Source organism: Streptomyces sp. KL116D (genome assembly GCF_030766975.1).
In the GTDB taxonomy this organism is placed as follows: domain Bacteria; phylum Actinomycetota; class Actinomycetes; order Streptomycetales; family Streptomycetaceae; genus Streptomyces; species Streptomyces longispororuber_A.
Window position 1 is genome coordinate 21,863 of record NZ_JASERH010000066.1, and the last position, 23,927, is coordinate 45,789.

Below are 23,927 nucleotides of genomic sequence, written 5' to 3' on the forward strand. Positions count from 1 at the left end.
TGGGTGGTATCGAGCTCACCACTGGATCTTCACCAGTGGGCGCAGACCGGGGCAAGTGCAGAGGAACAACTGGCGCAAAGCCGTCCGGATCGCTCGGTGCTCAGCGCCACGCCGCCTCGTCCGTGCCCCACACCCCCGGCGGCCGCTCCCAGTCGGTGGGACCGCCGTCGAACGACACCGGCGGCAGCGCGTACCGCAGCCGCCCCACCGCGGCGTCGGCCTCCGCGAGCCGCCCCGCCGCGAGGTCGCCGCTCGCCCACCCGGCCGTCAGCCACCCGGCCGTCTGCGCCAGCGCGAACCGCAGCACCCGCGAACCGCCCCGCGTCGCCTGCTCGGTGAGCGAGCGCAGCACCGCCGCCGCGATCAGGTACCCCGTGCCGTGGTCGAGGGCCTGCGCGGGCAGCGCGCCCGGCGCGGCCGGCGACCCCTCGATCGCGGCGATGCCCGACGCCACCTGCACCAGACTGTCGAAGCCGCGCCGCTCGCCCCACGGCCCGTACGCGCCCCACGCCGACACCTGCGCCACCACGAGCCCTGGACGCCGCTCCACGAGCGCCTCCGGCGCGAGCCCGAACCGGTCGAGGGCGCCCGGCCGGTAGCCCGTGACCACCACGTCGGCCCCGGCGAGCAGTTCCTCGAAGGTGCGCCGGTCGACGCCGTCCGTCAGATCGAGCCGCGTCGACCGCTTCCCGAACCCGGTGTCGGCGTGCGCGTCCGGGTCCTCCGGCAACTGCGGCGCGTCCACCCGCAGCACGTCCGCGCCGAGCAGCGCGAGCGTCCGCGTGGCGACCGGACCCGCGAGCACCCGGGTCAGGTCAAGGACCCGCACCGGCCGCGCCACCGGGCGCGGGTCCGCCTCGCCCACCGACTCCCGGGTCAGCAGCGGCCGTTGCGCGACCGCCGCGCCCTGCGGATGCGCCGCCCACTGCGCGGGCGTGCGCAGCGCCACGGCCAGCCCGCCGGCCGCGTACACCGTCTCCTCGACCTCGTACGCCGACCGCCCGGCGAGCAGCGCCGCCACCTCGTCCACCGTCGCGTCGTCGCCGACGCCGAGCGCCGTGCGCAGCCGCGCGCGGTGGTGCGGATAGTTCGCGTGGGTGCGCAGCCAGCCGTCCGCGGTGCGCCAGAAGCGGGACAGGGGCGCGAAGTTGACCGGGGCGCGCCCGTCGATGAGGAGGTGCCGCTCACTGGTGAACGCGGTGTCGAGGGCGGCGTCGTCGACGGTTACCGCGGGAACCGGCCGCCCGGTGCGCGCGGCGGTCCACTCCGCGCCGGCCAGCGCGCAGGCGCCCACACAGGCGCGGGCCAGTTCGACGACGGGAAGCCGGGCGGGCAGCGCGTCCGCGCGCGTGCGGTACGCGATGCGGGGGAGCAGGGCGGGGTCGCCGCCGAGCGCCTGCCACACCGGAGCGGTGTCGGGTGCGTGTGTCATGCAGGCACTATCGCCCAGCACGGGGCCGCGCACGGAGACGGGGGCCGAGTGGCGTGCGCCACTCGACCCCCGTCAGGAACCCGCTACTTGGTCACCGCGTCCAGCGCGTCGGCCGTACCGGAACCGTAGAAGCTGTTCTTGTTCTTGCTGCCCACGCACACCGCGTCGACGGTGCCGTCGCCGTCGATGTCGTACGGGTCGGTGCACGGCGTCGCGTCGGCCTCCCCGTACAGCAGCGCCTTGACCTGGGCGGCCGAGGCGTGCAGGTGCGTCGACTTGATGAGCGCGGCGACACCCGCGACGTGCGGCGACGCCATCGACGTCCCCGCCTTGTAGCCGTACTTGCCGCCCGGCAGCGTCGACAGGATCAGTCCGCTGGTGGCCGGCGGGGCGGGCGTCTGGTACGCGGTGCTGTCGCCGCCCGGCGCCGCGATGTCGACGACGTTCTTGCCCCAGTTCGAGTACGACGCCTTGATGCCCTTGGCGCCGGTCGCCGAGACGGTCACCACACCCGGCAGCTGCGACGGGATGTCGAAGCAGTCCTTGGTGTTGATCGTCCGCGTGACCGGGTTCGTGTCGTCCGGCGACGAGTCGTCGACGATCTGGTCCTGCGCGAGGTCCGTCTCGGCGTTGCCGGCCGCCGCCACGTTCACCGCGCCCTTGCGCTCGGCGTACTGCGTGGCCCGGGTGACGGCCGTGACGAGCGCCTTCTGGTCGGCGTCCGTCTTGCAGTTGAACAGCCACGGGTCGGTGTAGTAGCTGGAGTTGGTGACGTCCACGCCGTGGTCGGCCGCCCACATGAAGCCGCAGACCACGGCCTCCGTGTAGTACATGCCGGTGGCCGGCTCGGCCACCTTCAGGCTCGCCACCTTCACGCCCGGCGCGACACCGGTGACGCCGACGCCGTTCTTCGCGGCGGCGATGGTGCCCGCCACGTGCATGCCGTGGTCGGACTCGCCCGCCACCGGACGCCACGCGTCGTCCTTCTGCACCGGCACGCCGCCCAGACAGCTGGCCGACGCCTGCCGGTCGAAGTTCGGCGCGATGTCCGGGTGGGTGTCGTCGACGCCGGAGTCCAGCACGCCGACGGTCACCTTGGAGCTGCCCAGCGACTTCTGGTGGGCCCGGTCCGCCTTGATGGCGGGCAGGTCCCACTGCAACGGCTCCAGCGGGTCCTGCGCCGCACTCGCCGCCGCGGCGGCCTTCTCCGCCTCGGCGGCGGTCAGCACCTTCTCCGTGGCGATGTCGTCGCTGGACTGCGCGGCCAGCGGCGCGGTGCGCGTGGCACCGGCCGACTCGACGCCGTGCGCGGTCCGGATCGTCCGTGCGAAGTCCGGGTTCTTGGAGTGGACGACGAGGACGCCGATCTTGTCGTACGCGATGACGACGGAGCCGCCGGCCTTGCCGATCGCCTGCCGGATCCCGGCCGAATTGCCCTGCCCGGAACGGACGTTGACGACGTAGCTGAGCTGCGGGCCGTCCGTGGCGACGGGCGCGTCGGCGGCCACCGCGTTCGGCACCACCGCGAGCGCCGACGCCATGGCGAGTCCCGCCGGGAGCGAGAGGGCCCGTATGAGACGCGATTTCATAGGTGAATCCCTTACTTCGTCACGGCCTTGAGCGCGTTGACGATGCCGTTTCCGTAGAAGCCGTTGTGCTGCCGGCCGCCCTCGCAGACCGCGTCGACGACCCCGTCGCCGTCACCGTCGTACGAGGCCGGGCACGTCTGCTCGTCGGCCTGCTTCTTCAGCAGCGCCTCCAGCTGACCCGGAGTCGCCTTCGGATGCCCGGACTTGAGCAGCGCGATGACGCCCGTCACGTGCGGGGCGGCCATCGAGGTGCCCTGCTTGTAGCCCCAGCCGCCGCCGGGCAGCGTCGACAGGACCCGCCCGTTCTTGTCCGGGGTGTCGGCGGGCTTGAGGCCGTCGCCGCCGGGGCCCGCCACGTCGATGACGCCGTTGCCGTAGTTGGAGTAGTAGGCCTTCTGCTGGGTGACGCCCACCGACGACACCGTCACGATCCCCGGCAGCATCTCCGGCGCGATCGGGCACTCGGACGGATCGACCGTGCGCTCCACGGGCGTGCTGTCGTCAGGACTGGAGGTGTCGACCACCGAGTCCGACGCCAGGTCGTCGTTGAAGTTGTGGGCGCTCGCCACGCTCGTGACACCCTTGTCCCGCGCGTACCGGATGGCCCGGCTGATCGAGTCGACCAGGGCCTTCTGGTCGGCGTCGGTCACGCAGTTCATGTACCAGGGGTCGGAGTAGTAGCTGTTGTTGGTGACGTCGATGCCGTGGTCGGCCGCCCACACGAAGCCGCAGACGACGGACTCCGTGTAGAAGATCTGGGTGCCCGGGTCGGCCACCTTGATCGCGGCGAGCCGCACGCCCGGCGCGACACCGGCCACGCCGATGCCGTTGCGGGCGGCGGCGATCGTGCCCGCCACGTGCGTGCCGTGGTCGGCGGCGGCCTCGGACGGGCGCCAGGCCCCGAACGACGCGTCCGGCTTGCCGCCCACGCAGTTCGCGGACTGCGCCGGCGAGAAGTTCGGCGCCAGGTCCGGGTGGGTGTCGTCGACGCCGGTGTCGATGACACCGACCGTCACCTTCCGGCTGCCGTCCTCGATCGCGTTGGCGCGGTCGGCGCCGATCAGCCGCATGTCCCACTGGTTGGGCTCCAGCGGCTCCTGACCCGCGGCGGCGGACCCCGCCGCCCGGGCGACCTGGGCGGCGCTCAGCGCCTGCGTCGTCCCGGTCTCGTCCGTCGCGGACGCGGCGAGCGGAGCGGTACGGGTCGCGCCCGCGCTCTGCACACCGCGCACCGCACGGATGGTCTTCCCGAAGTCCGGGTTCTTCGAGTGGGCGACGATGACGCCGATCCGGTCGTAGGCGATGACGACGCTGCCGCCCGCCCGGCCGATCTCCTTCTGCACGGCCGCCGACGTCCCGTGCCCCGCACGGACGTTGACGACGTAGCTGAGCAGCGGACCGTCGGCCGCGACGGGCGCGTCGGCGGCCACCGCGTTCGGCATCACCGCGAGCGCGGACGCCACGGCGAGGCCGGACGCGGCGGCGAGCGGTCTCAGCGGACGGGACCTTCTGCCGGGGCCCCTCACTTCTTGACGGCCTTGAGCGCGTCGACGATGCCGTAGCCGTAGAAGCCGTTGCGCTGCTTGCCGCCCTCGCAGGTGGCGTCCACGACGCCGTCGCCGTCACCGTCGTACGAGGCCGGGCAGACCTCCTCGTCGGCCTGCGCCTTCATCAGCGCCTGCAGCTGGGCCGGCGTGGCCTTCGGGTGCGTCGACTTGAGGAGCGCGGCGACACCGGCGGCGTGCGGCGACGCCATCGACGTGCCCTGCAGCCAGCCGTACTCGCCGCCCGGCATGGTCGACAGGATGCGGCCGTTCTTCGACGGGGTGTCGGCCGGGATCTGCAGCTTGTCGCCGCCCGGCGCCGCGATGTCGATGACGCCGTTGCCGTAACTGGAGTAGTACGCCTTGGACTTGGTGACACCGGTCGAGCTGACCGTGACGACGCCCGGGAGCTGGGTCGGCACGTCGAAGCAGGTGTGCGGGTTGATGGTGCGCTCCACCGCGGTCGAGTCGTCCGGGCTGGAGTCGTCGAGGATCGCGTCGGAGTCCAGGTCGTGGTTGGAGTTGCCCGCGGAGGCGAAGCTCAGGGTGCCCTTCTTCTGGGCGTACAGCTGGGCCCGGTTCACCGCGTCGACGATGGCCCGCTGGTCGGGGTCGTCCATGCAGTTGTACATCCACGGGTCCACGTAATAGCTGTTGTTCGTGACCTCGATGCCGTGGTCGGCGGCGAACACGAAGGCGCACACGACGCTCTCCGGGTAGAACAGCTCGCTGACCGGGTCGGCCACCTTGATGCCCGCGACCTTCACGCCCGGGGCGACGCCCGCGACGCCGACGCCGTTGCGCGCGGCCGCGATCTCACCGGCGACGTGCGTGCCGTGGTAGTGCTCGGGGTTCGCGGGCCGCCAGGCGCCCGGCGAGGTGTCCGCCTTGCCGCCGACGCAGCTGGCCGACTGGGAGGCGGAGAAGTTCGGCGCGAGGTCGGGGTGGGTGTCGTCCACACCGGTGTCGATGACGCCGACGGTGACCTTCTTGCTGCCCGGGTTCACCGTCGCGGCCTTGTCAGCGCCGATCGCCCGCAGGTCCCACTGGTCGGCCTCGAGCGGCTCCTGGCCGGGCGTCGCCTGCGCGGCGACGGCCTTCGCGTCGGCCTTGGAGAGCTTCTGGACGGCACCCTCGTCGGTGGTGCCGGCCAGGCTGAGCGGCGCGGTACGGGTGGCGCCCGCGGTGGCCACGCCCTTCGTCGCGCGGATCTGCTTGCCGAAGTCGGCGTTCGACGAGTGGACGACGAAGACGCCGATCTTCGCGTACGTCTCGACTATGGAGCCGCCCGCCGCGGATATCGCCCTGCTCACGGAGGCGATGGTGCGGGCGTCGGTGCTGCGCGTGTTCACGACGTACGCGAGCGAGGACGCCGAACCGGCCGTGGCGGCGGGGGAGTCGGCAGGGGCGGTGGCGCTCGCGGACGGCAGGAAGCCGAAGGAGGCCGTCAGCGCGATGCCGATCGGCAGGGCGAGGGCCATGCGGCGTCTGGCAGGCAGATGAGCCATGGGATCTCCACATCATCCGTCGTATGGGGCGAATACGGAAAAGCCCGAACACGAATGGTGCTCGGGCAGGTACATGACGCGTGGTGCGGTGTGAACGTATCTCTAGTCCCCGCAGGTCATCAACGAGTTCCGAAAGAAAGCAGGGGAGTTGAACCGCCGCGCGCGTGTCCCCGTGACGTTGTGCAGGGGGTACGCGCACGATCCGGCCCCCTGTTGGATCACGCCGGAGAGCCCTACCATCGCGACCCGGCCCACGTGATCCACGTCACTGTGAGGTTCGCCCCCCAATGACCGCACCCCCGTCCCCGACAGCACCCGCATCACGAGGAGACTCCGTGGCCACCGACGCACCACCACCACCCCAGAAGGGCAGCCCCGACGACCGTCTGGCGCTGCCCTCCACCGAGGAGTTCATCGAGGTGCAGCAGAGCGAGGAGTTCGGCGAGCTGCGCCACGCGCACCGCTCGTTCGCCTTCCCGCTCACCATCGCGTTCATCGCCTGGTACCTGGTCTACGTCCTGCTGTCGAACTACGCGGGCGACTTCATGGGCACCAAGGTCTTCGGCAACATCAACGTCGCCCTGATCCTCGGCCTCGCCCAGTTCCTCACCACGTTCCTCATCGCCTGGTGGTACTCGCGGTACTCCGCCGCGAAGCTCGACCCCAAGGCCGAGGCCATCAAGTCCCGTATGGAGGGCGGCGCATGAGCCCCGCAATCACCCTCGCCGCCGGCGAGGCCAGCGAGCACCGGCCGCTGATCATCAGTCTGTTCGCGGTCTTCGTCCTCGCGACGCTCGTCATCACGGTCTGGGCCGGCCGCCAGACCAAGAGCGCCTCCGACTTCTACGCGGGCGGCCGCCAGTTCACCGCCTTCCAGAACGGCCTCGCGGTCTCCGGCGACTACATGTCCGCCGCGTCGTTCCTCGGCATCGCCGGCGCCATCGCCCTCTTCGGGTACGACGGCTTCCTCTACTCGATCGGCTTCCTGGTCGCCTGGCTGGTGGCGCTCCTCCTGGTCGCCGAGCCGCTGCGCAACTCCGGCCGCTACACGATGGGCGACGTGCTCGCCTACCGCATGCGCCAGCGCCCGGTCCGCACCGCGGCCGGCACCTCGACGATCGTCGTCTCGATCTTCTACCTGCTCGCGCAGATGGCGGGCGCCGGTGTCCTGGTCTCGCTGCTGCTCGGCATCACCTCGGACGCGGGCAAGATCCTCATCGTCGCGCTCGTCGGCGTCCTGATGATCGTGTACGTCACGATCGGCGGCATGAAGGGCACCACCTGGGTGCAGATGGTCAAGGCCGTCCTGCTGATCGCCGGCGCCATCCTGCTCACCTTCCTGGTCCTGCTGAAGTTCGACTTCAACGTCTCCGACCTGCTCGGCACGGCCGCGGAGAACAGCGGCAAGGGCGCGGCGTTCCTGGAGCCCGGGCTCAAGTACGGCGCCACGTCCACGTCGAAGATCGACTTCATCTCGCTGGGCATCGCGCTCGTCCTCGGCACCGCCGGACTGCCGCACATCCTGATCCGCTTCTACACGGTGCCGACCGCCAAGGCCGCCCGTAAGTCGGTCAACTGGGCCATCGGCATCATCGGCGCCTTCTACCTGATGACGATCGCGCTCGGCTTCGGCGCCGCCGCCCTCATCAAGCCGGCCGAGATCATCGCGTCGAACCCGGCGGGCAACACGGCCGCACCGCTGCTCGCCCTCCACCTCGGCGGCACCGACTCCAACTGGGGCGCGATCCTGCTCGCCTCGATCTCGGCGGTCGCCTTCGCGACGATCCTCGCCGTCGTCGCGGGCCTGACCCTCGCCTCGTCCTCCTCCTTCGCGCACGACATCTACGCGAACGTCATCAAGAAGGGGAAGGCGGACGAGAAGCAGGAGATGAAGGCCGCCCGCTGGGCCACCGTCTTCATCGGCATCGTCTCGATCGGCCTCGGCGCGCTCGCCCGCGACCTGAACGTCGCCGGCCTGGTCGCCCTGGCCTTCGCGGTCGCCGCCTCCGCCAACCTGCCGACGATCCTGTACAGCCTCTTCTGGAAGCGCTTCAACACCAACGGAGCGCTGTGGTCGATCTACGGCGGCCTCTTCTCGGCCGTCTTCCTCGTCCTCTTCTCGCCCGTCGTCTCCGGCAACCCGAAGACGTCGATGTTCAAGGGCGTCGACTTCCACTGGTTCCCGCTGGAGAACCCGGGCATCATCTCGATCCCGATCGGCTTCCTGCTGGGTGTCATCGGCACCTACATGGCCAAGGAGAAGGCCGACAAGGGCAAGTACGCGGAGCTGGAAGTGCGCTCCCTCACGGGCACCGGAGCCCACTGATCCGGACTCGCTGCCGCGCCCCCGCCGTAGACCGCTAGTAGCTCTCTACGACGGGGGCGCGGCACGCTCGTGGGATCACAGGCCTGCCGCTGTCAGACGCGTCACGTAGGCTCGGACCACAGAAGGCGACAGAGAGACAAGCAGACAGGCAATGGGAGGGGGCCCACGTGCTCATCGACACCTACGGCCGAGTGGCCACCGACCTTCGGGTCTCGCTCACCGACCGGTGCAATCTCCGCTGCACTTACTGCATGCCCGAAGAGGGCCTCCAGTGGCTGGCCAAGCCGGACCTGCTGACGGACGACGAGATCGTCCGCCTCGTCCGCATCGCCGTCACCCACCTCGGCATCACCGAGATCCGCTTCACCGGCGGCGAGCCCCTGCTGCGCCCCGGCCTGGTCGGCATCGTCGAGCGCGTCGCGGCCCTGGAGCCGCGCCCCAGGATGTCCCTGACGACGAACGGCATCGGGCTCAAGCGCACGGCACAGGCGCTCAGGACGGCGGGCCTCGACCGGGTGAACGTGTCACTGGACACGCTCCGCCCCGACGTCTTCAAGACCCTGACCCGCCGCGACCGCCACAAGGACGTCATCGAGGGCCTGGCCGCCGCCCACGAGGCGGGCCTCACCCCGGTGAAGATCAACTCGGTCCTGATGCCGGGGCTGAACGAGGACGAGGCCCCCGACCTCCTCGCCTGGGCCGTCGACCACGACTACGAGCTCCGCTTCATCGAGCAGATGCCCCTCGACGCCCAGCACGGCTGGAAGCGCGACGGCATGATCACCGCGGGCGACATCCTGACCTCGCTCCGTACGCGCTTCGAGCTCACGCCCGAGGGTTCCGACGAGCGCGGCTCCGCCCCGGCCGAGCGCTGGGTCGTGGACGGCGGGCCGCACCGCGTCGGCGTCATCGCCTCGGTCACCCGCCCGTTCTGCTCGGCCTGCGACCGCACCCGCCTCACCGCCGACGGCCAGGTCCGCACCTGCCTGTTCGCCACCGAGGAGACGGACCTGCGGGCGGCGCTGAGGGACGAGGGCCCGGACGGCACCGACGAGAACATCGCCCGCATCTGGAAGCTCGCCATGTGGGGCAAGAAGGCGGGCTCCGGTCTGGACGACCCGTCGTTCCTGCAGCCCGACCGCCCGATGTCGGCGATCGGCGGCTGACGCCCTACTCCTCGGCGTCCCGCTCCTCGCGGGCGTCCCACTCCGCCAGCGGCACGGTGTCCTTCAGGAACCCGCGGACGCCGAGGAACTTGGACAGGTGCTCGCGATGCTCCTCGCAGGCCAGCCAGGTCTTGCGCCGCTCCGGCGTGTGCAGCTTCGGGTTGTTCCACGCGAGCACCCACACCGCGTCGGCACGGCAGCCCTTGGCGGAGCACTGCGGAGTGGCGGGGGACGGTTCGGAGAGGTTCGCGAGATTCACGCGTCAACCTTAGACGCCCCGGAAATGGCGACGCCGAGCAGCCACGGGGGGAGCTGCCCGGCGTCGGTCCGTCGCTCCGACGGGGGATGCGGAGCGCGTACGCAGTATGTCACGCGGGACCCGCCGCCCGGCACCGGAACAACATGATTGATCTGAGCTTTTCTTGAGCTTTGTGTACCGGTCGCGGAGCGCGGTCGGACGGCCCCCGACGGTGTCCGCGCGGCCCGCGGACTAGCTCCGGTCCTCCGGGACGGATTCCGCCGGACCGGCCGTCGGCGCGGGCGAGATCATGGGTCGCGAGGGGGCCGGCACGAAGGTCGAGGGCAGCCCCGGGGCGTTCTCCCGGCCGGCGTTCGCGATCACGACCGCGACATAGGGGAGGAAGGCGCCGAACACCAGGGTCACGATGGCGACGTGCCGCTCCACGTTCCACAGCACGGCCGTGAGGATCACCGCGAGCGTGCGGATCACCATCGAGATGACGTACCGGCGCTGCCTGCCCCGCACGTCCTCGGCCAGGCCCTGCCGGGCTCCAGTGATCCGGAAAACCTGCGCCGCACCGTTGTCGCTCTGCTTCCGCATCACATTCCACCACCCGCCAGCTCGCCGGACTCTCCCCGGCCCGGACCGGCATCCACGTTACGCCCGGGGTGCGCCGACTACGAGACCGGGGCGCGCCTGACCCGGGCGTACGGCCTGCGCCGTACCGCGTACGGGGTGCCCCGACATGCGCCGTACGGGGTACGGCCCGAGACTGATCGCACGTGCGCGTCGCACTTCGCGCACCTCCGCGCCGCATGAGGAGGCGACGTCATGACTTGGTTGTGGGCGATCATCGTGGGCTTCGTACTGGGCCTGATCGCGAAGGCGATCCTGCCGGGCAAGCAGCAGATCCCGCTGTGGCTGACGACCGTCTTCGGCATCATCGGCAGCGTCCTGGGCAACTGGGCGGCCACCGGCCTCGGCGTCAACGACACCCGGGGCATCGACTGGACCCGCCATCTGCTCCAGCTGATCGGAGCCGTGGTCGTGGTCGGGGTGGGCGACATGGCGTGGGCGGCGCTGCGCGGCAACAAGAAGAAGGCCTAGGGCGGACGCGGCCTGATCCGCCGGACAGGCCCCGGACAGGCCCCGGACAGGCCCCGGACAGGCCGATTCCCCGCACCCCGGAAGGGGCGCGGGGAACCGTGACGTGGTGCGACGGGCCCGGCTAGGCGCTCTTGACCTCGACCGCGGCCAGGTTCTTCTTGCCGCGCCGCAGCACCAGCCAGCGGCCGTGCAGCAGGTCGTCCGCGGCCGGGACGGCGTCCTCGGCGGCGACCTTGACGTTGTTCACGTAGGCGCCGCCCTCCTTCACGGTGCGCCGGGCGGCCGACTTGCTGGCGACGAGACCGACCTCGGCGAACAGGTCGACGACCGGACCGAGCTCGGCGACCTCGACCTTCGGCAGCTCGGACAGGGCGGCGGCCAGCGTCGCCTCGTCCAGGTCCGCCAGGTTCCCGTCGCCCTGACCGAACAGCGCCTTCGACGCCGCGATCACGGCCGCCGTCTGGTCGGCGCCGTGCACCAGCGTCGTCAGCTCCTCGGCGAGCGCCCGCTGGGCGGCCCGGGCCTGCGGCCGCTCCTCGGTCTGCCGCTCCAGCTCCTCGATCTCCTCACGGGACGCGAAGGAGAAGGTGCGCAGGAACTTGGAGATGTCCCGGTCGTCCGCGTTCAGCCAGAACTGGTAGAAGGCGTACGGCGAGAACATCTCCGGGTCCAGCCAGACGGTGCCGGACTCGGTCTTGCCGAACTTGGTGCCGTCCGCCTTGGTGAGCAGCGGCGTGCCGATCGCGTGCACCCCGGCCTCCGGGTGCACCCGGTGGATCAGGTCGGTGCCCGAGGTCAGGTTGCCCCACTGGTCGCTGCCGCCGGTCTGCAGGACGCAGCCGTACTGCTCGTACAGCTTGAGGTAGTCCATCCCCTGGAGGATCTGGTAGCTGAACTCCGTGTAGCTGATGCCCGCGTCCGAGTTGAGCCGCCGGGAGACGGCCTCCTTGGCGATCATCTTGTTGACCCGGAAGTACTTGCCCACGTCGCGCAGGAACTCGATGGCGGACATGCCCTGGGTCCAGTCCAGGTTGTTCACCATCGTCGCCGCGTGCGGGCCCTCGAAGTCGAGGAACCGCTCGATCTGACCGCGCAGCCGCTGCACCCAGCCGGCCACGACCTCCGGCGAGTTCAGCGTGCGCTCCGCCGTCGGCTTCGGGTCACCGATCAGACCGGTGGCGCCGCCGACCAGACCCAGCGGGCGGTGGCCCGCCTGCTGGATGCGCCGCATGGTGAGGATCTGCACCAGGTTGCCCAGGTGCAGGCTCGGCGCGGTCGGGTCGAAGCCGCAATAGAACGTGACCGGACCGTCCGCGAACGCCTTGCGCAGCTCGTCCTCGTCGGTGGACAGGGCGATCAGCCCGCGCCACTTGAGTTCGTCGACGATGTCCGTCACGGTTCTGGTTCTCCTTGAACAGTCCTGTTGGGGCCCTGCCAGTCTATGGGCGAAACCGGATGGTCAGACGCCCTGGCTGACCGAGCTCATGTTGAAGTCCGGCACCCGCAGGGCCGGCATCGCAGCCCTAGTGAACCAGTCGCCCCACTCCCGGGGCAGCGTCTTTTCCGTCCGCCCGGCCTCCGTGGCCCGGCCCAGCAGGTCCACCGGCGACTCGTTGAACCGGAAGTTGTTCACCTCGCCGACGACCTCGCCGTTCTCCACGAGGTACACGCCGTCCCGGGTCAGACCGGTCAGCAGCAGCGTCGCCGGATCGACCTCGCGGATGTACCAGAGGCAGGTCAGCAGCAGCCCGCGGTCCGTCGCGGCGACCATCTCGTCGAGCGACGTGTCCGAGCCGCCGTCCAGGATCAGGTTGTCGCCCGCGGGCGCGACCGGGAGACCGGTCAGCCCCGCGCTGTGCCGCGTCGTCGTCAGGTGCCGGAGCTCCCCGCCGGAGATCCACTCGGTCGCGCCGAGCGGCAGCCCGTTGTCGAAGACGGACGCGTCGTCCCCGGAGGCGTGCGCGAGCACGAACGGCGCCGACTCCAGGCCCGGCGCGTGCGGATCGCTGCGCAGCGACAGCGGCAGCCCGGTCAGCCGCTCGCCGACGCGGGTGCCGCCGCCCGGCTTGCTGAAGACGGTCCGGCCCTCGGCGGCGTCCCGCGCCCCCGCCGACCACAGCTGGTAGATCAGCAGGTCGGCGACGGCGGTCGGCGGCAGCAGCGTCTCGTACCGGCCGGCGGGCAGCTCGATCCGCCGCTCGGCCCAGCCGAGCCGCGTCGCCAGCTCCGCGTCCATCGCCGCCGGATCGACGTCCGTGAAGTCCCTCGTCGAGCGCCCCGCCCACGCCGAGCGCCTGCGGTCCGGCGACTTGGCGTTCAGCTCCAGCGTCCCGTTGGGCTGGTCGTGGCGCAGCCGCAGCCCCGCCGACGTGCCGAGGTAGCTCGACGTCAGCTCGTGGTTGGCGAACCCGTACAGCTCGCGCCCGCCCGCCCCGGCCCGCGCGAACGCCTCGCCGAGCGCGGGCGCGAAGTCCTTGAAGACGGCCGACGACGTCTCCGCGGGCGCGTCCGTGAAGTCGGCGGAGTGCGGCACGCCGGAGACGAGCGGCTGCGCGTCCTCCGCGGGCCCGGCCTTGGCGGCGGCCTCCTCGGCGGACCTGACCAGCGCCTCCAGGTCGTCGGCGGTCACCGCCGACCGGGACACGACACCGGTCGCCGTCCCCTCCTTGCCGTCGACGGTCGCGATCACGGTGAGGGTGCGGCCCCGCGTGACCCCGTTCGTCGTCAGCGCGTTGCCCGCCCAGCGCAGGTTCGCGGTGGACGTCTCGTCGGCGATGACGACACAGCCGTCGGCCCGCGACAGCTCCAGGGCGCGCTCGACGATCTCGTACGGCTTGTTCCCGGGCGTACGGGGGCTCATCGGCCCGCCTCCTGAGTGGTGTTGAGGATGTTGACACCCTTGAAGAGGGCGCTCGGGCAGCCGTGCGAGACCGCCGCGACCTGGCCCGGCTGGGCCTTGCCGCAGTTGAAGGCGCCACCGAGGACGTACGTCTGCGGGCCGCCGACCGCGGCCATCGAACCCCAGAAGTCGGTGGTCGTCGCCTGGTACGCCACGTCCCGCAGCTGACCGGCCAGCCGCCCGTTCTCGATCTTGAAGAAGCGCTGTCCGGTGAACTGGAAGTTGTAGCGCTGCATGTCGATGGACCACGACCGGTCGCCCACGACGTAGATCCCGCGGTCGACGCCCGCGATCAGGTCCTCCGTGGACAGTCCGCCGGGGTCCGGCTGCAGCGACACGTTGGCCATCCGCTGCACCGGGACGTGCCCGGGGGAGTCGGCGTACGCGCATCCGTTGGACCGGTCGAACCCGGTCAACCTCGCGATCCGGCGGTCGAGTTGATAGCCCACCAGGGTCCCGTCCTTCACCAGGTCCCAGGACTGCCCGGCCACGCCCTCGTCGTCGTAGCCGATGGTGGCGAGCCCGTGCTCGGCGGTGCGGTCACCGGTCACGTTCATGATCTCGGAGCCGTACTTGAGCTTGCCGAGCTGGTCGAACGTGGCGAAGGAGGTGCCCGCGTAGGCCGCCTCGTAGCCCAGCGCGCGGTCCAGCTCGGTGGCGTGCCCGATCGACTCGTGGATGGTCAGCCACAGGTTCGACGGGTCGACGACCAGGTCGTAGGAGCCCGCCCGCACGCTCGGCGCCCGCATCTTCTCGGCCAGCAGCTCGGGAATCCGCGCGAGCTCGCCCGCCCAGTCCCAGCCGGTGCCGGTCAGGTACTCCCAGCCGCGCCCGACCGGCGGCGCGATCGTGCGCATGGAGTCGAACTCGCCGCTCGACTCGTCCACGGCGACGGCCGTGAGCTGCGGGTGCAGCCGCACGCGCTGCTGCGTCGTGACCGTGCCGGCCGTGTCCGCGTAGAACTTGTTCTCGTGGACCGACAGCAGCGAGGCGTCCACGTGGGACACCCCGTCGGCCCGCAGCAGCCCCGCGCTCCAGTCGGCGAGCAGCCCGGACCGCTCCTCCTCCGGCACGGAGAAGGGGTCGATCTCGTACGAGGAGACCCAGGTCTTCTCCGCGTGCACCGGCTCGGCGGCCAGCTCCACCCGCTCGTCCGAGCCCGCCGCCGCGATGACCTGCGCACTCAGCTTCGCCATCGCCACGGCCTGCGACGCCACCTTCGCCGCCGCGTCCATCGTCAGATCGACGCCCGAGGCGAACCCCCACGTACCGCCGTGGACGACCCGCACCGCATAGCCCAGGTCCGTGGTGTCGGACGAGCCCGACGGCTTCGCGTCCCGCAGCCGCACCGCCGCGCTGCGCACCCGCTCGAACCGGAAGTCCGCGTGCTCGGCGCCCAGCGCGCGGGCCCGGGCGAGCGCGGCGTCGGCGAGGGCCCGCAGCGGGAGCGCCGTGAAGGCTTCATCGATCGTATGAGGCACGAGTGTCTCCCTGTCGTTGCCACCGTGAGCCCTGATCATGTCGCGCGGCGGGGGTGCGCGGCCAGACCTTTCTGTAGGGACCCGACAGTGAGTCGTGTACGCCACTGTCGGTGGTCGATTCTCCGTACCAAGGGTCGTACCGATAGGTTTCGAGGACCACCACCGCTATCGAAAGGGTGATCCGTTGAGCCGCTCGGTTCTCGTCACCGGAGGAAACCGGGGCATCGGCCTCGCCATCGCCCGCGCATTCGCCGAGGCGGGCGACAAGGTCGCGATCACGTACCGCTCAGGTGACCCCGCGGAACTCGAAAAGCTGGGCTTCCTCGCCGTCAAGTGCGACATCACCGACGCCGAGCAGGTGGAGCAGGCCTACAAGGAGATCGAGGAGAAGCACGGCAACGTCGAGGTCCTGGTCGCCAACGCCGGCGTCACCAAGGACCAGCTCCTCATGCGCATGTCCGAGGAGGACTTCACGTCCGTCCTCGACACCAACCTCACCGGCACCTTCCGGGTCGTGAAGCGTGCCAACCGCGGCATGCTGCGCGCCAAGAAGGGCCGCGTCGTGCTGATCTCCTCCGTCGTCGGGCTGCTCGGCTCGGCGGGGCAGGCGAACTACGCCGCCTCGAAGGCGGGTCTTGTGGGCTTCGCGCGTTCCCTCGCCCGTGAGCTCGGGTCGCGCAACATCACCTTCAACGTCGTCGCCCCCGGCTTCGTCGACACCGACATGACGCAGGCGCTCACCGACGAGCAGCGCGCGGGCATCGTGTCGCAGGTGCCGCTCGGGCGGTACGCGCAGGTCGAGGAGATCGCCGGTGTGGTGAGGTTCCTGACCTCGGACGACGCTTCGTACATCACTGGAGCCGTCATCCCGGTTGACGGCGGACTGGGAATGGGTCACTGAGCACGATGACGAACACGACTGGAATCCTCGAGGGCAAGAAGATCCTCATCACCGGTGTGCTGATGGAGTCCTCCATCGCCTTCCACACCGCGAAGCTGGCCCAGGAGCAGGGCGCGGAGATCATCCTCACCGCCTGGCCGCGGCCGACGCTGACCGAGCGCATCGCCAAGAAGCTGCCCCACCCCGACAAGGTGAAGGTGCTGGAGCTCGACGTCTCGAACGACGAGCACCTCGCCCGCCTGGAGGGCCAGGTCCGCGAGCACCTCGGCGACCGCATCGACGGCGTCGTGCACTCCATCGGCTTCGCGCCGCAGGACGCGCTCGGCGGCAACTTCCTGAACACGCCGTTCGAGTCCGTGGCCACCGCCATGCACGTCTCCGCCTTCTCCCTGAAGTCGCTGACGATGGCGCTGCTGCCGCTGATGTCCGAGGGCGGCTCCGTCGTCGGCCTGACCTTCGACGCGCAGTTCGCCTGGCCGCAGTACGACTGGATGGGCCCGGCCAAGGCCGCGCTGGAGGCCACCAGCCGCTACATGGCGCGCGACCTCGGCAAGCAGAACATCCGCTGCAACCTGATCTCGGCGGGCCCGCTCGGCTCCATGGCCGCCAAGTCCATCCCGGGCTTCGGTGAGCTGGCCTCCGTGTGGGACACGCGCTCCCCGCTGGAGTGGGACCTGAAGGACCCGGAGCCGGCCGGCCGCGGCATCGTCGCGCTGCTCTCGGACTGGTTCCCGAAGACGACGGGCGAGATCATCCACGTCGACGGCGGCCTGCACGCCATCGGCGCCTGAGCGCTCCGCTGGGTTCAGCCGCTCGGCCGCGCGCCGTCGGGCCTGATGTCCCGCATCTGGCCACAGGTCCGTATGTGGTTGCTCGCGCAGTTCCCCGCGCCCCTGAAGGGCGCACCACCCGTTCGGCTCACCGGCCGGGCGGACCGAAGGGGCCTCACCGCACTCTGGTGCGAGGAGGTCCCTTCGTGCGTCTGGCCCACCGGATAGCCCCCGCCATAGCCGCCCTGGCCCTGATCGTCGCGGTGCCGTCCCACGCGGTGCCCGACGACCGGTCCGCCGGGAAGAAGCGCGAACTCTTCGGCGCCCAGTGCCGCATCGAGGTCGACCGGTCACGGGTGAGCGCCACCTGTCACAACCCGTACCCGGGCGTCGACCGGGTCGCCCTGCACATCGAGTGCGACCAGTGGTGGGACATCGACACCGACTCACGGCCGCGGGCCGTCGACCCCGCCCAGACCGTCCGCCTCGACGGGCGGTGCTGGAAGAACGTGCGCGGCGCCTGGGTCAGTCACCGGAAGGCGCCGGTGTGAGCCGGGCCTGCCGGCACTGGAACGCGTAGCCCGCCGCCTCCAGGGCGGCCGCCTCCGCGTCGCCGACCCGGATCGCGTCGACCAGGCGCGTGTGGTCCATGTGGTTCTCGGCGGTCAGCCGCTCGCCCACGTCCTCGCGCAGCCAGTCCCGCAGCACCTCGCCCAGGTCCGCGTACATCGCCGTCATCACGTCGTTGTGGGACGCCGCCACCACGGCCATGTGGAACGTCGCGTCCGCCGTCACGAACGCCTCCGTGTCCCGCGACTCCCACGCCTCCTCGCGCCGCACGAGCAGGGCGTCCAGCTGCTTCAGATCGCGCTCCGTGCGCCGCACGGCGGCCAGCTTCGCCGCGCTCGACTCCAGCGTGGAACGCAGCTCGGCGATGTGCCGGGGGTCGGCCTCCGCGAACCGCCGCTGCATCACGCCCGCCAGCTCACTGGTCGCCACGACGTACGTGCCCGAGCCCTGCCGGATGTCCAGGAGGCCGTTGTGCGCGAGGGCGCGCACCGCCTCGCGCACCGTGTTCCGGGCGACGCCCAGCTGCTCGACGAGCTCCGGCTCCGTCGGGATGCGGGAGCCCACCGGCCACTCGCCCGAGGAGATCTGGGCGCGCAGGGCGGAGATGACCTGCTCGGACAGGGCCGAGCGCCGGGGGGAGGTCAGCGGCATGACGTTCCTTCGCTGTGGGGCACCGGGGGTCTGGAGGTGGCTCAAGTGTGACGCAAACGGATTGGACAACCAATCATCCCATGATTCTAAGATGGGTCTCATGGCTAGTGAGGAAACCCCGACGATGGCACCACCACCGACCGCCGAGACCCCCGTACGCGAGGAGAAAACCGCCCCGCGCGCGTGGGCGGTGCGGCTGGTCACCGTCGGCATCGTCCTCGCCGCGCTGAACCTGCGACCGGCCATCACCAGCCTCGGCGCCCTCCTCGAAGAGGTCCGGGACGGCCTCGGCATGAGCGGCGGCGTCGCCGGACTGCTCACCTCCGTGCCGCCGCTCTGCTTCGCGATCTTCGGCGTGATGGCGCCCCGGCTCGCCAAGCGCTTCGGCGCGAGCGCCGTCGTCTGCGCCGGCATGGCCGCGATCACCGCGGGCCTGATCATCCGCCCGTACACGGGCAACACGGTCGGCTTCCTGGTCGCCAGCGCCCTCGCCCTCATGGGCATCGCGGTCAGCAACGTCCTGATGCCGGTGATCGTCAAGCGCTGGTTCCCCGACCGCGTCGGCTCCATGACCGGTGTCTACTCGATGGCCCTCGCGGCCGGCACCTCCCTCGCCGCCGCCGCGACCGTGCCGATGACCGACGCCCTCGGCGGCAGTTGGCAGACCGGCCTCGCCGTGTGGGCCGCGCTCGGCGCCGCCGCCGTGCTGCCCTGGATCCCGCTCGTCCGGGAGAAGGGCCCGGCCCCCGCCGCACCCGTCACGCGCTCCGCGACCGCCGACGCCGACGGCGACGGGCTGCGCATCACCCGCAGCCGCACCGCGTGGGCGCTCGCCGTCTTCTTCGGCCTCCAGGCCACCGCCGCGTACATCACGATGGGCTGGATGGCGCAGATCTTCCGGGACTCCGGCGTCTCCGCGTCGACCGCGGGCCTGCTGCTCGCCGTCACCATGGTGATGGGCGTGCCGCTCGGCTTCGTCATCCCGCGCGTCGCCGCCCGGCTGCCCAGCCAGGGCCCGATGGTGATCGCGCTCGGCGTGTGCGGTCTGGCCGGATACGCGGGGCTCTACCTCGCCCCGGCGTCCGGGGCCTGGGCGTGGGCGATCCTGCTCGGCATCTCCAACTGCGCCTTCCCGCTGGCCCTCACGATGGTCGGCATGCGCGCCCGCACCGGCGCAGGAGTCGTCAAGCTGTCCGCGTTCGCCCAGTCCACCGGCTATCTGATCTCGATCCCCGGCCCGCTGCTCGTCGGCGTCCTGTACGAGGCCACCGACGGCTGGGGCGTGCCGATCGCCCTGATGGCGACGCTGATGGTGCCGCAGATCGTGATCGGTGTCCTCGCCGGCCGCAACCGCACGGTCGAGGACGAGGCGACGGTCGCACCCGAGGGCGCCCCGGCGTCCTGACGGCGGGGGACGGGTGCGACACTTGCCGCATGTCGCCTGTGCTCGAACCCAATCCCCAGAACGGCCAGAAGAAGCTTCTTCTGGTGCTCGGCGCGATGCTGGCCGTCACCGTGATCGTCGGCATCATCGCGACCATCGCATCGCCGTGACCTGACACGCGGCCCCAGGGGGTGGGGTTAACTCCACCATCCCCTAGGGGGCCAGTGTCAGGGTGAAGTGGGTGGATCACCGGATGGGTCGAAGGCCCCCGGGTCCGTACCTTCGAAGTGTCGCCGGGACCGTCGGCGACACGGACGAAGAAGACCACGGACCACGGAGGCACCGATGTCGGCCCCCACGCACACCCGGACCCGCCCGGCAGTCACCGGTGGCGTCGACATCCGGCTGCCCTGGTGGGCCGTCGCGCTGCCGGCCGTCGCCTTCGTGGCGCTGCTCCTGCTGATCCTCAACCCGTCCGACGCGCAGGCCGCGGCGGGTGACCCGAGCCTCGCCCACATCCTCGAGCGCGCCAGGGAACTCGTGCTTCCCTGACACCTTTCAGCCGCTGTTCACCCGTGCCGGGGGAGCACGTCAACTCCCTGCGCCCCGCGCCCGGTTTCATGCGAAGCTGGGACCCATGAGCGTCGCAGAACCCCGCAGGATTGTCCTTTTCCGGCATGCCAAGGCGGACTGGCCTCAGGTGAACGATCACGAGCGGCCGCTCGCCGAGCGGGGCCGCAGGGACGCACCCGTCGCCGGCCGCAAGCTGGCCGACTCCGGAGTCCCGTTCGACCTGGCCCTCTGCTCGACCGCCACCCGCACCCGCGAGACCTGGAAGCTCGCCGTGGCCGAACTCCCCGAGCGACCGAAGACGGTCTACGAGGAGCGGATCTACGAGGCGTCACCGGGCGAGCTGATCGCCCTCCTGAACGAGACCCAGGACGACGTGCGCAACGCCGTCCTGATCGGCCACAACCCCGGAGTGCAGGCCCTCACCGAGATCCTCGCCCCGGAGTCCGAGGGAGACGCGAGGGAGCGGCTGGACCGGCGCGGATTCCCGACCGCCGCGTTCGCCGTCCTCACCTTCTCCGGCCCGTGGAAGAGCCTGGAGCCGGGCACCGCCACGCTCGTCGACTACTGGGCGCCGAGCGAGTAGCCCTCACACGACTCCGGGGGACAGGCTGCCCTACGCCTCGTGCAGGTCCGCCGTCTCGACCTCTTCGCGCGTGATGCCGAGCAGATAGAGGACGGTGTCCAGGAACGGCACGTTCACCGCGGTGTGCGCGGCCTCCCGGACCACCGGCTTCGCGTTGAAGGCGACACCGAGCCCGGCCGCGTTCAGCATGTCCAGGTCGTTCGCGCCGTCGCCGATCGCCACGGTCTGGGCGAGCGGCACCCCGGCCTCCGTGGCGAACCGGCGCAGCAGCCGCGCCTTGCCCGCCCGGTCCACGATCTCGCCGGTCACCTTGCCGGTCAGCTTCCCGTCGACGATCTCCAGCGTGTTGGCCTGCGCGAAGTCGAGCCCGAGGCGCTCCTTCAGATCGTCCGTGACCTGGGTGAACCCGCCGGAGACCACGCCCACTTGGAAGCCGAGGCGCTTGAGCGTCCGGATCAGGGTGCGCGCGCCCGGGGTCAGCCGCACCTCGCTCCTGACCTTGTCGACGACCGACGCGTCGAGCCCCGCGAGCAGCGCCACGCGCGCGTGCAGCGACTGCTCGAAGTCCAGCTCGCCGCGCATCGCCGCCGCCGTCACCTCGGCGACCTCGGCCTCACAGCCCGCGTGCGCCGCGAACAGCTCGATCACCTCGTCCTGGATGAGCGTCGAGTCGACGTCCATCACGACGAGCCGCTGCGCGCGCCGGTGCAGCCCGGCCGCGACGACCGCCACGTCCACGCCCTGCTTCGCGGCCTCTATGGCGAGCGCGGTGCGCAGCGCTTCCGTCTCGGTGCCGGACACCGCGAACTCGACGGCGGTGACGGGGTACTTGGCGAGCCGGAAGATGCGGTCGATGTTGCTGCCGGTACTGGTGATCGTCGCGGCGATCGCGGCGGTCGACTCGGCGGTGAGCGGGTGCCCGAGCACGGTGACCAGGGAGCGGCCGAGGCCGCGCGGCCGGTTGTCACCGATGCCGGAGATGATCTCGGCCTGCATCTTCATCGACTCCGCCCAGCTGTGGACGGTGGACCGCAGGTCGCCTTCGAGGCCGGCCGGGGGCGCGGTCACCAGGGCGCACAGGACCATGCGGCCACGGGTGACGACCTGCTCGATGTCGACGACGTCGACGGAGTAGGCGGCGAGGGTGTCGAAGAGGCCGGCGGTGATGCCGGGCCGGTCCTTGCCGAAGATCTTGACCAGAAGGGTCGGGACATCGGCCGCGGCGAGTTCTGTGCCGGCCGGGACATCAGCGGGGTGCTGGGGCTGCGAAGCGCTCATGATGGGCTTACGTTATCGGGCCTGCGTGCGAAGGTGCTCCGCCGGTCCGAGTGCCGGACGATCTTCGTGGGGCCGGGGGGTGTCCCGCCCGGCCCCGTTCACCTCCTGTTCTCGTCGCCCCTGTTCACCTCGGGCGGCGGAGGCGGCGGAGGCGGTGCCGGCCACTCCCCCTTGGTGTTCTTGCCGCGGCGGCGCGGCAGGTCCGGACGGATGGGGCTCGCGAGGGTGGGGGCGCCCGTCAGGTCGGTCCGCTCGTCGTAGGGGTTCTTGAGGTACGGGTTGGTGTCCGGGTTCGACGGTCGGTACGGGCGGCTCGGCTCGTACGGCCCGGCCTGCTCGTACGTCGAAGCCCGCGCGGGCGGCGCGGCCCCGGCCAGTGCGGCGACCCGCCCGCCCGCGGCCCCGGTCCCGTACGCCAGCAGCGCCCCGAGCGCCCCGGCCCCCGCACCCCACGCCGCCCCGAGCAGCACCGCCATGCCGAGGTGCCCGTGCAGTTCGATGCCCGCGTCGAACGCGTCGAAGCCGAGGACCGAGAGCGAGGCGCCCGCCGAGACGTCCGTCAGCCACACCAGGAGCGGCATCGCCAGCGCGGTCACCACGCCCAGCCGCAGCGCGCAGCGCCCCGCGAACCCGAGCGCTCCCCGGTCCAGCGGTGTGCGCACGGCCGTGAGGACCCCCGCGAAGAGCATCATCACGGCCACCGCCACGGCCAACAGCCAGACCCTGCCGTCGAGTTCGGCCAGTCGCCCCAGGGTCACCGGCTGGTCCGACGAGAGCCGCAGGAAGTCGTCCAGCGGGTCGGGGAGGACCTGGGCGAGCGCCCCCGTCGCCTTGCCGTCCCACGGCACGAACATGCCGAGCGGGAGGGCGAGCCACACCCCGTTCGGCGCGCCGAGCAGCGCCGCGCCCGCGATCCGCTTCGGGTGGTCGTCGCCGATCATCGCGTACAGCGCCGCGGCGAGCCCCGCGAGGACCGCCACCAGCACCACGGTCACCAGCGCGGACGCGGCCGGCCTGACCACCCGGTGCACGGCGCCCAGGGCCGGCGGCAGCGGGGTGCGCCGCGACGCGAGCAGCGCGATCAGCAGGACGCCGACGACGAACGCCGCGCCGCCCAGCAGCGTCGCCCCCGTCTGCACGGTGAACCCCACCGATGCCTTGGCGTCCGCGAGGTCGCCGAGCCGGTCGGGCAGCAGCCCGCCGATGCCGCCCGGCAGCTTGTCGCCGATGTCGCCCGGCAGGTCCCCGGCGCCCGGAATGTCGTTCAGCCCCAGCTTCGAACCGTCAATCGTGATGATGTCGTGACCCGCCCAGGCGAGCCCGCCCAGCATCCCCACGAAGAGCACGACCACGGCGCCGGCCCGGGCCAGCAGCTCGCCGGGCGAGACCTCAACTCCCGCGCCGCGCAAGGACCGTAGGAAGAACCAGCTGACCAGCAGCGCGCCCACCAGGCCCACCCCGAGCGGTGCGACGTCGATCGCGGTGTCCGCCTGCGCGCCCTGCAGGCCGAAGGCCGAGACGTCGCCGGACGGCGTCACGCGCCCGCCGACCCCCAGTGCCACGACCGCGGCCGTCATGGGGCCCAGCGAGCCCGCCGAGTCCGCCCCGAGCAGATGGAGTCCGAGCGCCGCGACGCCCGCCATGGCGATGAACGCCCAGCTCACCGCGGCGATCGCGGACAGCAGCAGATCGCCCAGGGGCACGCCGCCGCGCCGGGTCGCGTGTTGGCCGGTCTCCATCAGGACCCCCCGATCCGTACCGCATCGCCCCTGTTTTCCCATTTGCGCATGATCCGTAGGGAGTTGTGGGCACTCACCACTCTCCGGGGCCAAATCTGCCGCGTCAACGGGGCGCACACCGGGGCCGCCGGGGAGTCTTCACAACCCCCGACGCAAGGCCCGACTTTCGGTCATGGGGGCCTTCC

The 23,927-nt window shown here is 71.4% G+C and carries 23 protein-coding genes; 11 read left to right on the forward strand and 12 right to left on the reverse strand.

Annotated features, from left to right (window positions below; translation table 11 throughout):
• Positions 1-100: 100 nt before the first annotated feature.
• The 4 genes from RBJ77_RS27435 to RBJ77_RS27450 all read right to left on the reverse strand — a co-directional run bounded on the left by RBJ77_RS27435 (position 101) and on the right by RBJ77_RS27450 (position 6,073).
• The gene (locus tag RBJ77_RS27435) at positions 101-1,432 is read right to left on the reverse strand and encodes a CoA transferase (protein WP_372347477.1); all 1,332 of its coding nucleotides are present in this window, start codon (positions 1,430-1,432) and stop codon (positions 101-103) included.
• An 83-nt stretch (positions 1,433-1,515) separates the two neighbouring features.
• Positions 1,516-3,021, reverse strand: a complete 1,506-nt coding sequence (locus RBJ77_RS27440) for a S8 family serine peptidase (RefSeq protein WP_372347478.1) — start codon at positions 3,019-3,021, stop codon at positions 1,516-1,518.
• Positions 3,022-3,032: 11 nt separating this feature from the next.
• Positions 3,033-4,463 (reverse strand): S8 family serine peptidase, encoded by a 1,431-nt coding sequence (locus RBJ77_RS27445; RefSeq protein ID WP_372347509.1) that lies wholly within the window; start codon positions 4,461-4,463, stop codon positions 3,033-3,035.
• A gap of 80 nt (positions 4,464-4,543) precedes the next feature.
• Positions 4,544-6,073 carry a S8 family serine peptidase gene (locus RBJ77_RS27450; protein WP_372347479.1) on the reverse strand — a complete coding sequence of 510 codons (1,530 nt, stop codon included), beginning with the start codon at positions 6,071-6,073 and terminating at the stop codon, positions 4,544-4,546.
• Between the two features lie 335 nt (positions 6,074-6,408).
• On the opposite strand from RBJ77_RS27450, the gene RBJ77_RS27455 reads away from it, so the two are divergent.
• The 3 genes from RBJ77_RS27455 (at position 6,409) to moaA (ending at position 9,565) form a co-directional block, all read left to right on the forward strand.
• Positions 6,409-6,780 (forward strand): DUF485 domain-containing protein, encoded by a 372-nt coding sequence (locus RBJ77_RS27455; protein ID WP_372347480.1) that lies wholly within the window; start codon positions 6,409-6,411, stop codon positions 6,778-6,780.
• Positions 6,777-8,399, forward strand: coding sequence for a cation acetate symporter (locus RBJ77_RS27460; protein WP_372347481.1), 1,623 nt, complete (start codon positions 6,777-6,779; stop codon positions 8,397-8,399). Before RBJ77_RS27455 ends, RBJ77_RS27460 begins: the two co-directional genes overlap by 4 nt.
• 167 nt (positions 8,400-8,566) lie before the next feature.
• A complete protein-coding gene (moaA, locus tag RBJ77_RS27465) occupies positions 8,567-9,565 on the forward strand; it encodes a GTP 3',8-cyclase MoaA (RefSeq protein WP_372347482.1) in 999 nt (332 codons plus the stop codon).
• Positions 9,566-9,569: 4 nt separating this feature from the next.
• Here moaA and RBJ77_RS27470 read toward each other — a convergent pair whose 3' ends face one another.
• Both RBJ77_RS27470 and RBJ77_RS27475 read right to left on the reverse strand, forming a co-directional pair.
• Entirely contained in the window at positions 9,570-9,824 is a 255-nt protein-coding gene (locus RBJ77_RS27470) for a hypothetical protein (RefSeq protein ID WP_372347483.1), read from the reverse strand.
• Positions 9,825-10,055: 231 nt separating this feature from the next.
• Positions 10,056-10,406 carry a DUF3099 domain-containing protein gene (locus RBJ77_RS27475; RefSeq protein WP_372347484.1) on the reverse strand — a complete coding sequence of 117 codons (351 nt, stop codon included), beginning with the start codon at positions 10,404-10,406 and terminating at the stop codon, positions 10,056-10,058.
• A 231-nt stretch (positions 10,407-10,637) separates the two neighbouring features.
• Between RBJ77_RS27475 and RBJ77_RS27480 the strand changes: the two genes are divergently transcribed.
• Entirely contained in the window at positions 10,638-10,913 is a 276-nt protein-coding gene (locus RBJ77_RS27480) for a GlsB/YeaQ/YmgE family stress response membrane protein (RefSeq protein WP_255967023.1), read from the forward strand.
• Positions 10,914-11,034: 121 nt separating this feature from the next.
• Here the strand turns inward: RBJ77_RS27480 and tyrS are convergent, their stop codons facing one another.
• From tyrS to RBJ77_RS27495, 3 genes are all read right to left on the reverse strand, one after another.
• Positions 11,035-12,309 carry a tyrosine--tRNA ligase gene (tyrS, locus tag RBJ77_RS27485; protein WP_372347485.1) on the reverse strand — a complete coding sequence of 425 codons (1,275 nt, stop codon included), beginning with the start codon at positions 12,307-12,309 and terminating at the stop codon, positions 11,035-11,037.
• Positions 12,310-12,372: 63 nt separating this feature from the next.
• A complete protein-coding gene (locus tag RBJ77_RS27490; protein ID WP_372347486.1) occupies positions 12,373-13,773 on the reverse strand; it encodes a metallopeptidase TldD-related protein in 1,401 nt (466 codons plus the stop codon).
• Positions 13,770-15,293: a TldD/PmbA family protein gene (locus RBJ77_RS27495; RefSeq protein WP_372347487.1), complete on the reverse strand. Its 1,524-nt coding sequence runs from the start codon at positions 15,291-15,293 to the stop codon at positions 13,770-13,772. Before RBJ77_RS27495 ends, RBJ77_RS27490 begins: the two co-directional genes overlap by 4 nt.
• A gap of 184 nt (positions 15,294-15,477) precedes the next feature.
• On the opposite strand from RBJ77_RS27495, the gene fabG reads away from it, so the two are divergent.
• From fabG to RBJ77_RS27510, 3 genes are all read left to right on the forward strand, one after another.
• Positions 15,478-16,194, forward strand: coding sequence for a 3-oxoacyl-[acyl-carrier-protein] reductase (gene fabG, locus RBJ77_RS27500; protein WP_255967032.1), 717 nt, complete (start codon positions 15,478-15,480; stop codon positions 16,192-16,194).
• 5 nt (positions 16,195-16,199) lie between these two features.
• Positions 16,200-16,985: an enoyl-ACP reductase FabI gene (gene fabI, locus RBJ77_RS27505; protein WP_372347488.1), complete on the forward strand. Its 786-nt coding sequence runs from the start codon at positions 16,200-16,202 to the stop codon at positions 16,983-16,985.
• A 185-nt stretch (positions 16,986-17,170) separates the two neighbouring features.
• Positions 17,171-17,515, forward strand: coding sequence for a hypothetical protein (locus RBJ77_RS27510; RefSeq protein ID WP_372347489.1), 345 nt, complete (start codon positions 17,171-17,173; stop codon positions 17,513-17,515).
• Here the strand turns inward: RBJ77_RS27510 and RBJ77_RS27515 are convergent.
• Positions 17,490-18,185, reverse strand: coding sequence for a FadR/GntR family transcriptional regulator (locus tag RBJ77_RS27515; RefSeq protein WP_372347490.1), 696 nt, complete (start codon positions 18,183-18,185; stop codon positions 17,490-17,492). The two genes, RBJ77_RS27510 and RBJ77_RS27515, sit on opposite strands and share 26 nt — an antisense overlap.
• 100 nt (positions 18,186-18,285) lie before the next feature.
• Between RBJ77_RS27515 and RBJ77_RS27520 the strand changes: the two genes are divergently transcribed.
• The 4 genes from RBJ77_RS27520 (at position 18,286) to RBJ77_RS27535 (ending at position 20,725) form a co-directional block, all read left to right on the forward strand.
• Positions 18,286-19,590, forward strand: a complete 1,305-nt coding sequence (locus tag RBJ77_RS27520) for a CynX/NimT family MFS transporter (protein WP_372347491.1) — start codon at positions 18,286-18,288, stop codon at positions 19,588-19,590.
• Between the two features lie 29 nt (positions 19,591-19,619).
• Complete coding sequence (locus RBJ77_RS27525) at positions 19,620-19,739, forward strand: SGM_5486 family transporter-associated protein (RefSeq protein ID WP_255967042.1); 120 nt, start codon at positions 19,620-19,622, stop codon at positions 19,737-19,739.
• 175 nt (positions 19,740-19,914) lie between these two features.
• Complete coding sequence (locus RBJ77_RS27530; protein ID WP_372347492.1) at positions 19,915-20,121, forward strand: hypothetical protein; 207 nt, start codon at positions 19,915-19,917, stop codon at positions 20,119-20,121.
• Positions 20,122-20,206: 85 nt separating this feature from the next.
• Positions 20,207-20,725 (forward strand): histidine phosphatase family protein, encoded by a 519-nt coding sequence (locus RBJ77_RS27535; protein ID WP_372347493.1) that lies wholly within the window; start codon positions 20,207-20,209, stop codon positions 20,723-20,725.
• Between the two features lie 30 nt (positions 20,726-20,755).
• Here the strand turns inward: RBJ77_RS27535 and serB are convergent, their stop codons facing one another.
• Together serB and RBJ77_RS27545 are read right to left on the reverse strand one after the other, a co-directional pair.
• Positions 20,756-22,003, reverse strand: a complete 1,248-nt coding sequence (serB, locus tag RBJ77_RS27540; protein ID WP_372347494.1) for a phosphoserine phosphatase SerB — start codon at positions 22,001-22,003, stop codon at positions 20,756-20,758.
• Between the two features lie 98 nt (positions 22,004-22,101).
• Positions 22,102-23,742 carry a streptophobe family protein gene (locus RBJ77_RS27545; protein ID WP_372347495.1) on the reverse strand — a complete coding sequence of 547 codons (1,641 nt, stop codon included), beginning with the start codon at positions 23,740-23,742 and terminating at the stop codon, positions 22,102-22,104.
• Positions 23,743-23,927 lie beyond the last annotated feature (185 nt).

What these genes read in the sequence shown, in the direction of transcription:
- RBJ77_RS27435 (WP_372347477.1), bottom strand. Translation starts at nt 1,432, where the DNA reads ATGACACACGCACCCGACACCGCTCCGGTGTGGCAGGCGCTCGGCGGC.
- RBJ77_RS27440 (WP_372347478.1), bottom strand. Translation starts at nt 3,021, where the DNA reads ATGAAATCGCGTCTCATACGGGCCCTCTCGCTCCCGGCGGGACTCGCC.
- RBJ77_RS27445 (WP_372347509.1), bottom strand. Translation starts at nt 4,463, where the DNA reads ATGCCGAACGCGGTGGCCGCCGACGCGCCCGTCGCGGCCGACGGTCCG.
- RBJ77_RS27450 (WP_372347479.1), bottom strand. Translation starts at nt 6,073, where the DNA reads ATGGCTCATCTGCCTGCCAGACGCCGCATGGCCCTCGCCCTGCCGATC.
- RBJ77_RS27460 (WP_372347481.1), top strand. Translation starts at nt 6,777, where the DNA reads ATGAGCCCCGCAATCACCCTCGCCGCCGGCGAGGCCAGCGAGCACCGG.
- RBJ77_RS27475 (WP_372347484.1), bottom strand. Translation starts at nt 10,406, where the DNA reads ATGCGGAAGCAGAGCGACAACGGTGCGGCGCAGGTTTTCCGGATCACT.
- RBJ77_RS27480 (WP_255967023.1), top strand. Translation starts at nt 10,638, where the DNA reads ATGACTTGGTTGTGGGCGATCATCGTGGGCTTCGTACTGGGCCTGATC.
- RBJ77_RS27490 (WP_372347486.1), bottom strand. Translation starts at nt 13,773, where the DNA reads ATGAGCCCCCGTACGCCCGGGAACAAGCCGTACGAGATCGTCGAGCGC.
- fabI (WP_372347488.1), top strand. Translation starts at nt 16,200, where the DNA reads ATGACGAACACGACTGGAATCCTCGAGGGCAAGAAGATCCTCATCACC.
- RBJ77_RS27515 (WP_372347490.1), bottom strand. Translation starts at nt 18,185, where the DNA reads ATGCCGCTGACCTCCCCCCGGCGCTCGGCCCTGTCCGAGCAGGTCATC.
- RBJ77_RS27520 (WP_372347491.1), top strand. Translation starts at nt 18,286, where the DNA reads ATGGCTAGTGAGGAAACCCCGACGATGGCACCACCACCGACCGCCGAG.
- RBJ77_RS27525 (WP_255967042.1), top strand. Translation starts at nt 19,620, where the DNA reads ATGTCGCCTGTGCTCGAACCCAATCCCCAGAACGGCCAGAAGAAGCTT.
- RBJ77_RS27530 (WP_372347492.1), top strand. Translation starts at nt 19,915, where the DNA reads ATGTCGGCCCCCACGCACACCCGGACCCGCCCGGCAGTCACCGGTGGC.
- RBJ77_RS27535 (WP_372347493.1), top strand. Translation starts at nt 20,207, where the DNA reads ATGAGCGTCGCAGAACCCCGCAGGATTGTCCTTTTCCGGCATGCCAAG.
- serB (WP_372347494.1), bottom strand. Translation starts at nt 22,003, where the DNA reads ATGAGCGCTTCGCAGCCCCAGCACCCCGCTGATGTCCCGGCCGGCACA.
- RBJ77_RS27545 (WP_372347495.1), bottom strand. Translation starts at nt 23,742, where the DNA reads ATGGAGACCGGCCAACACGCGACCCGGCGCGGCGGCGTGCCCCTGGGC.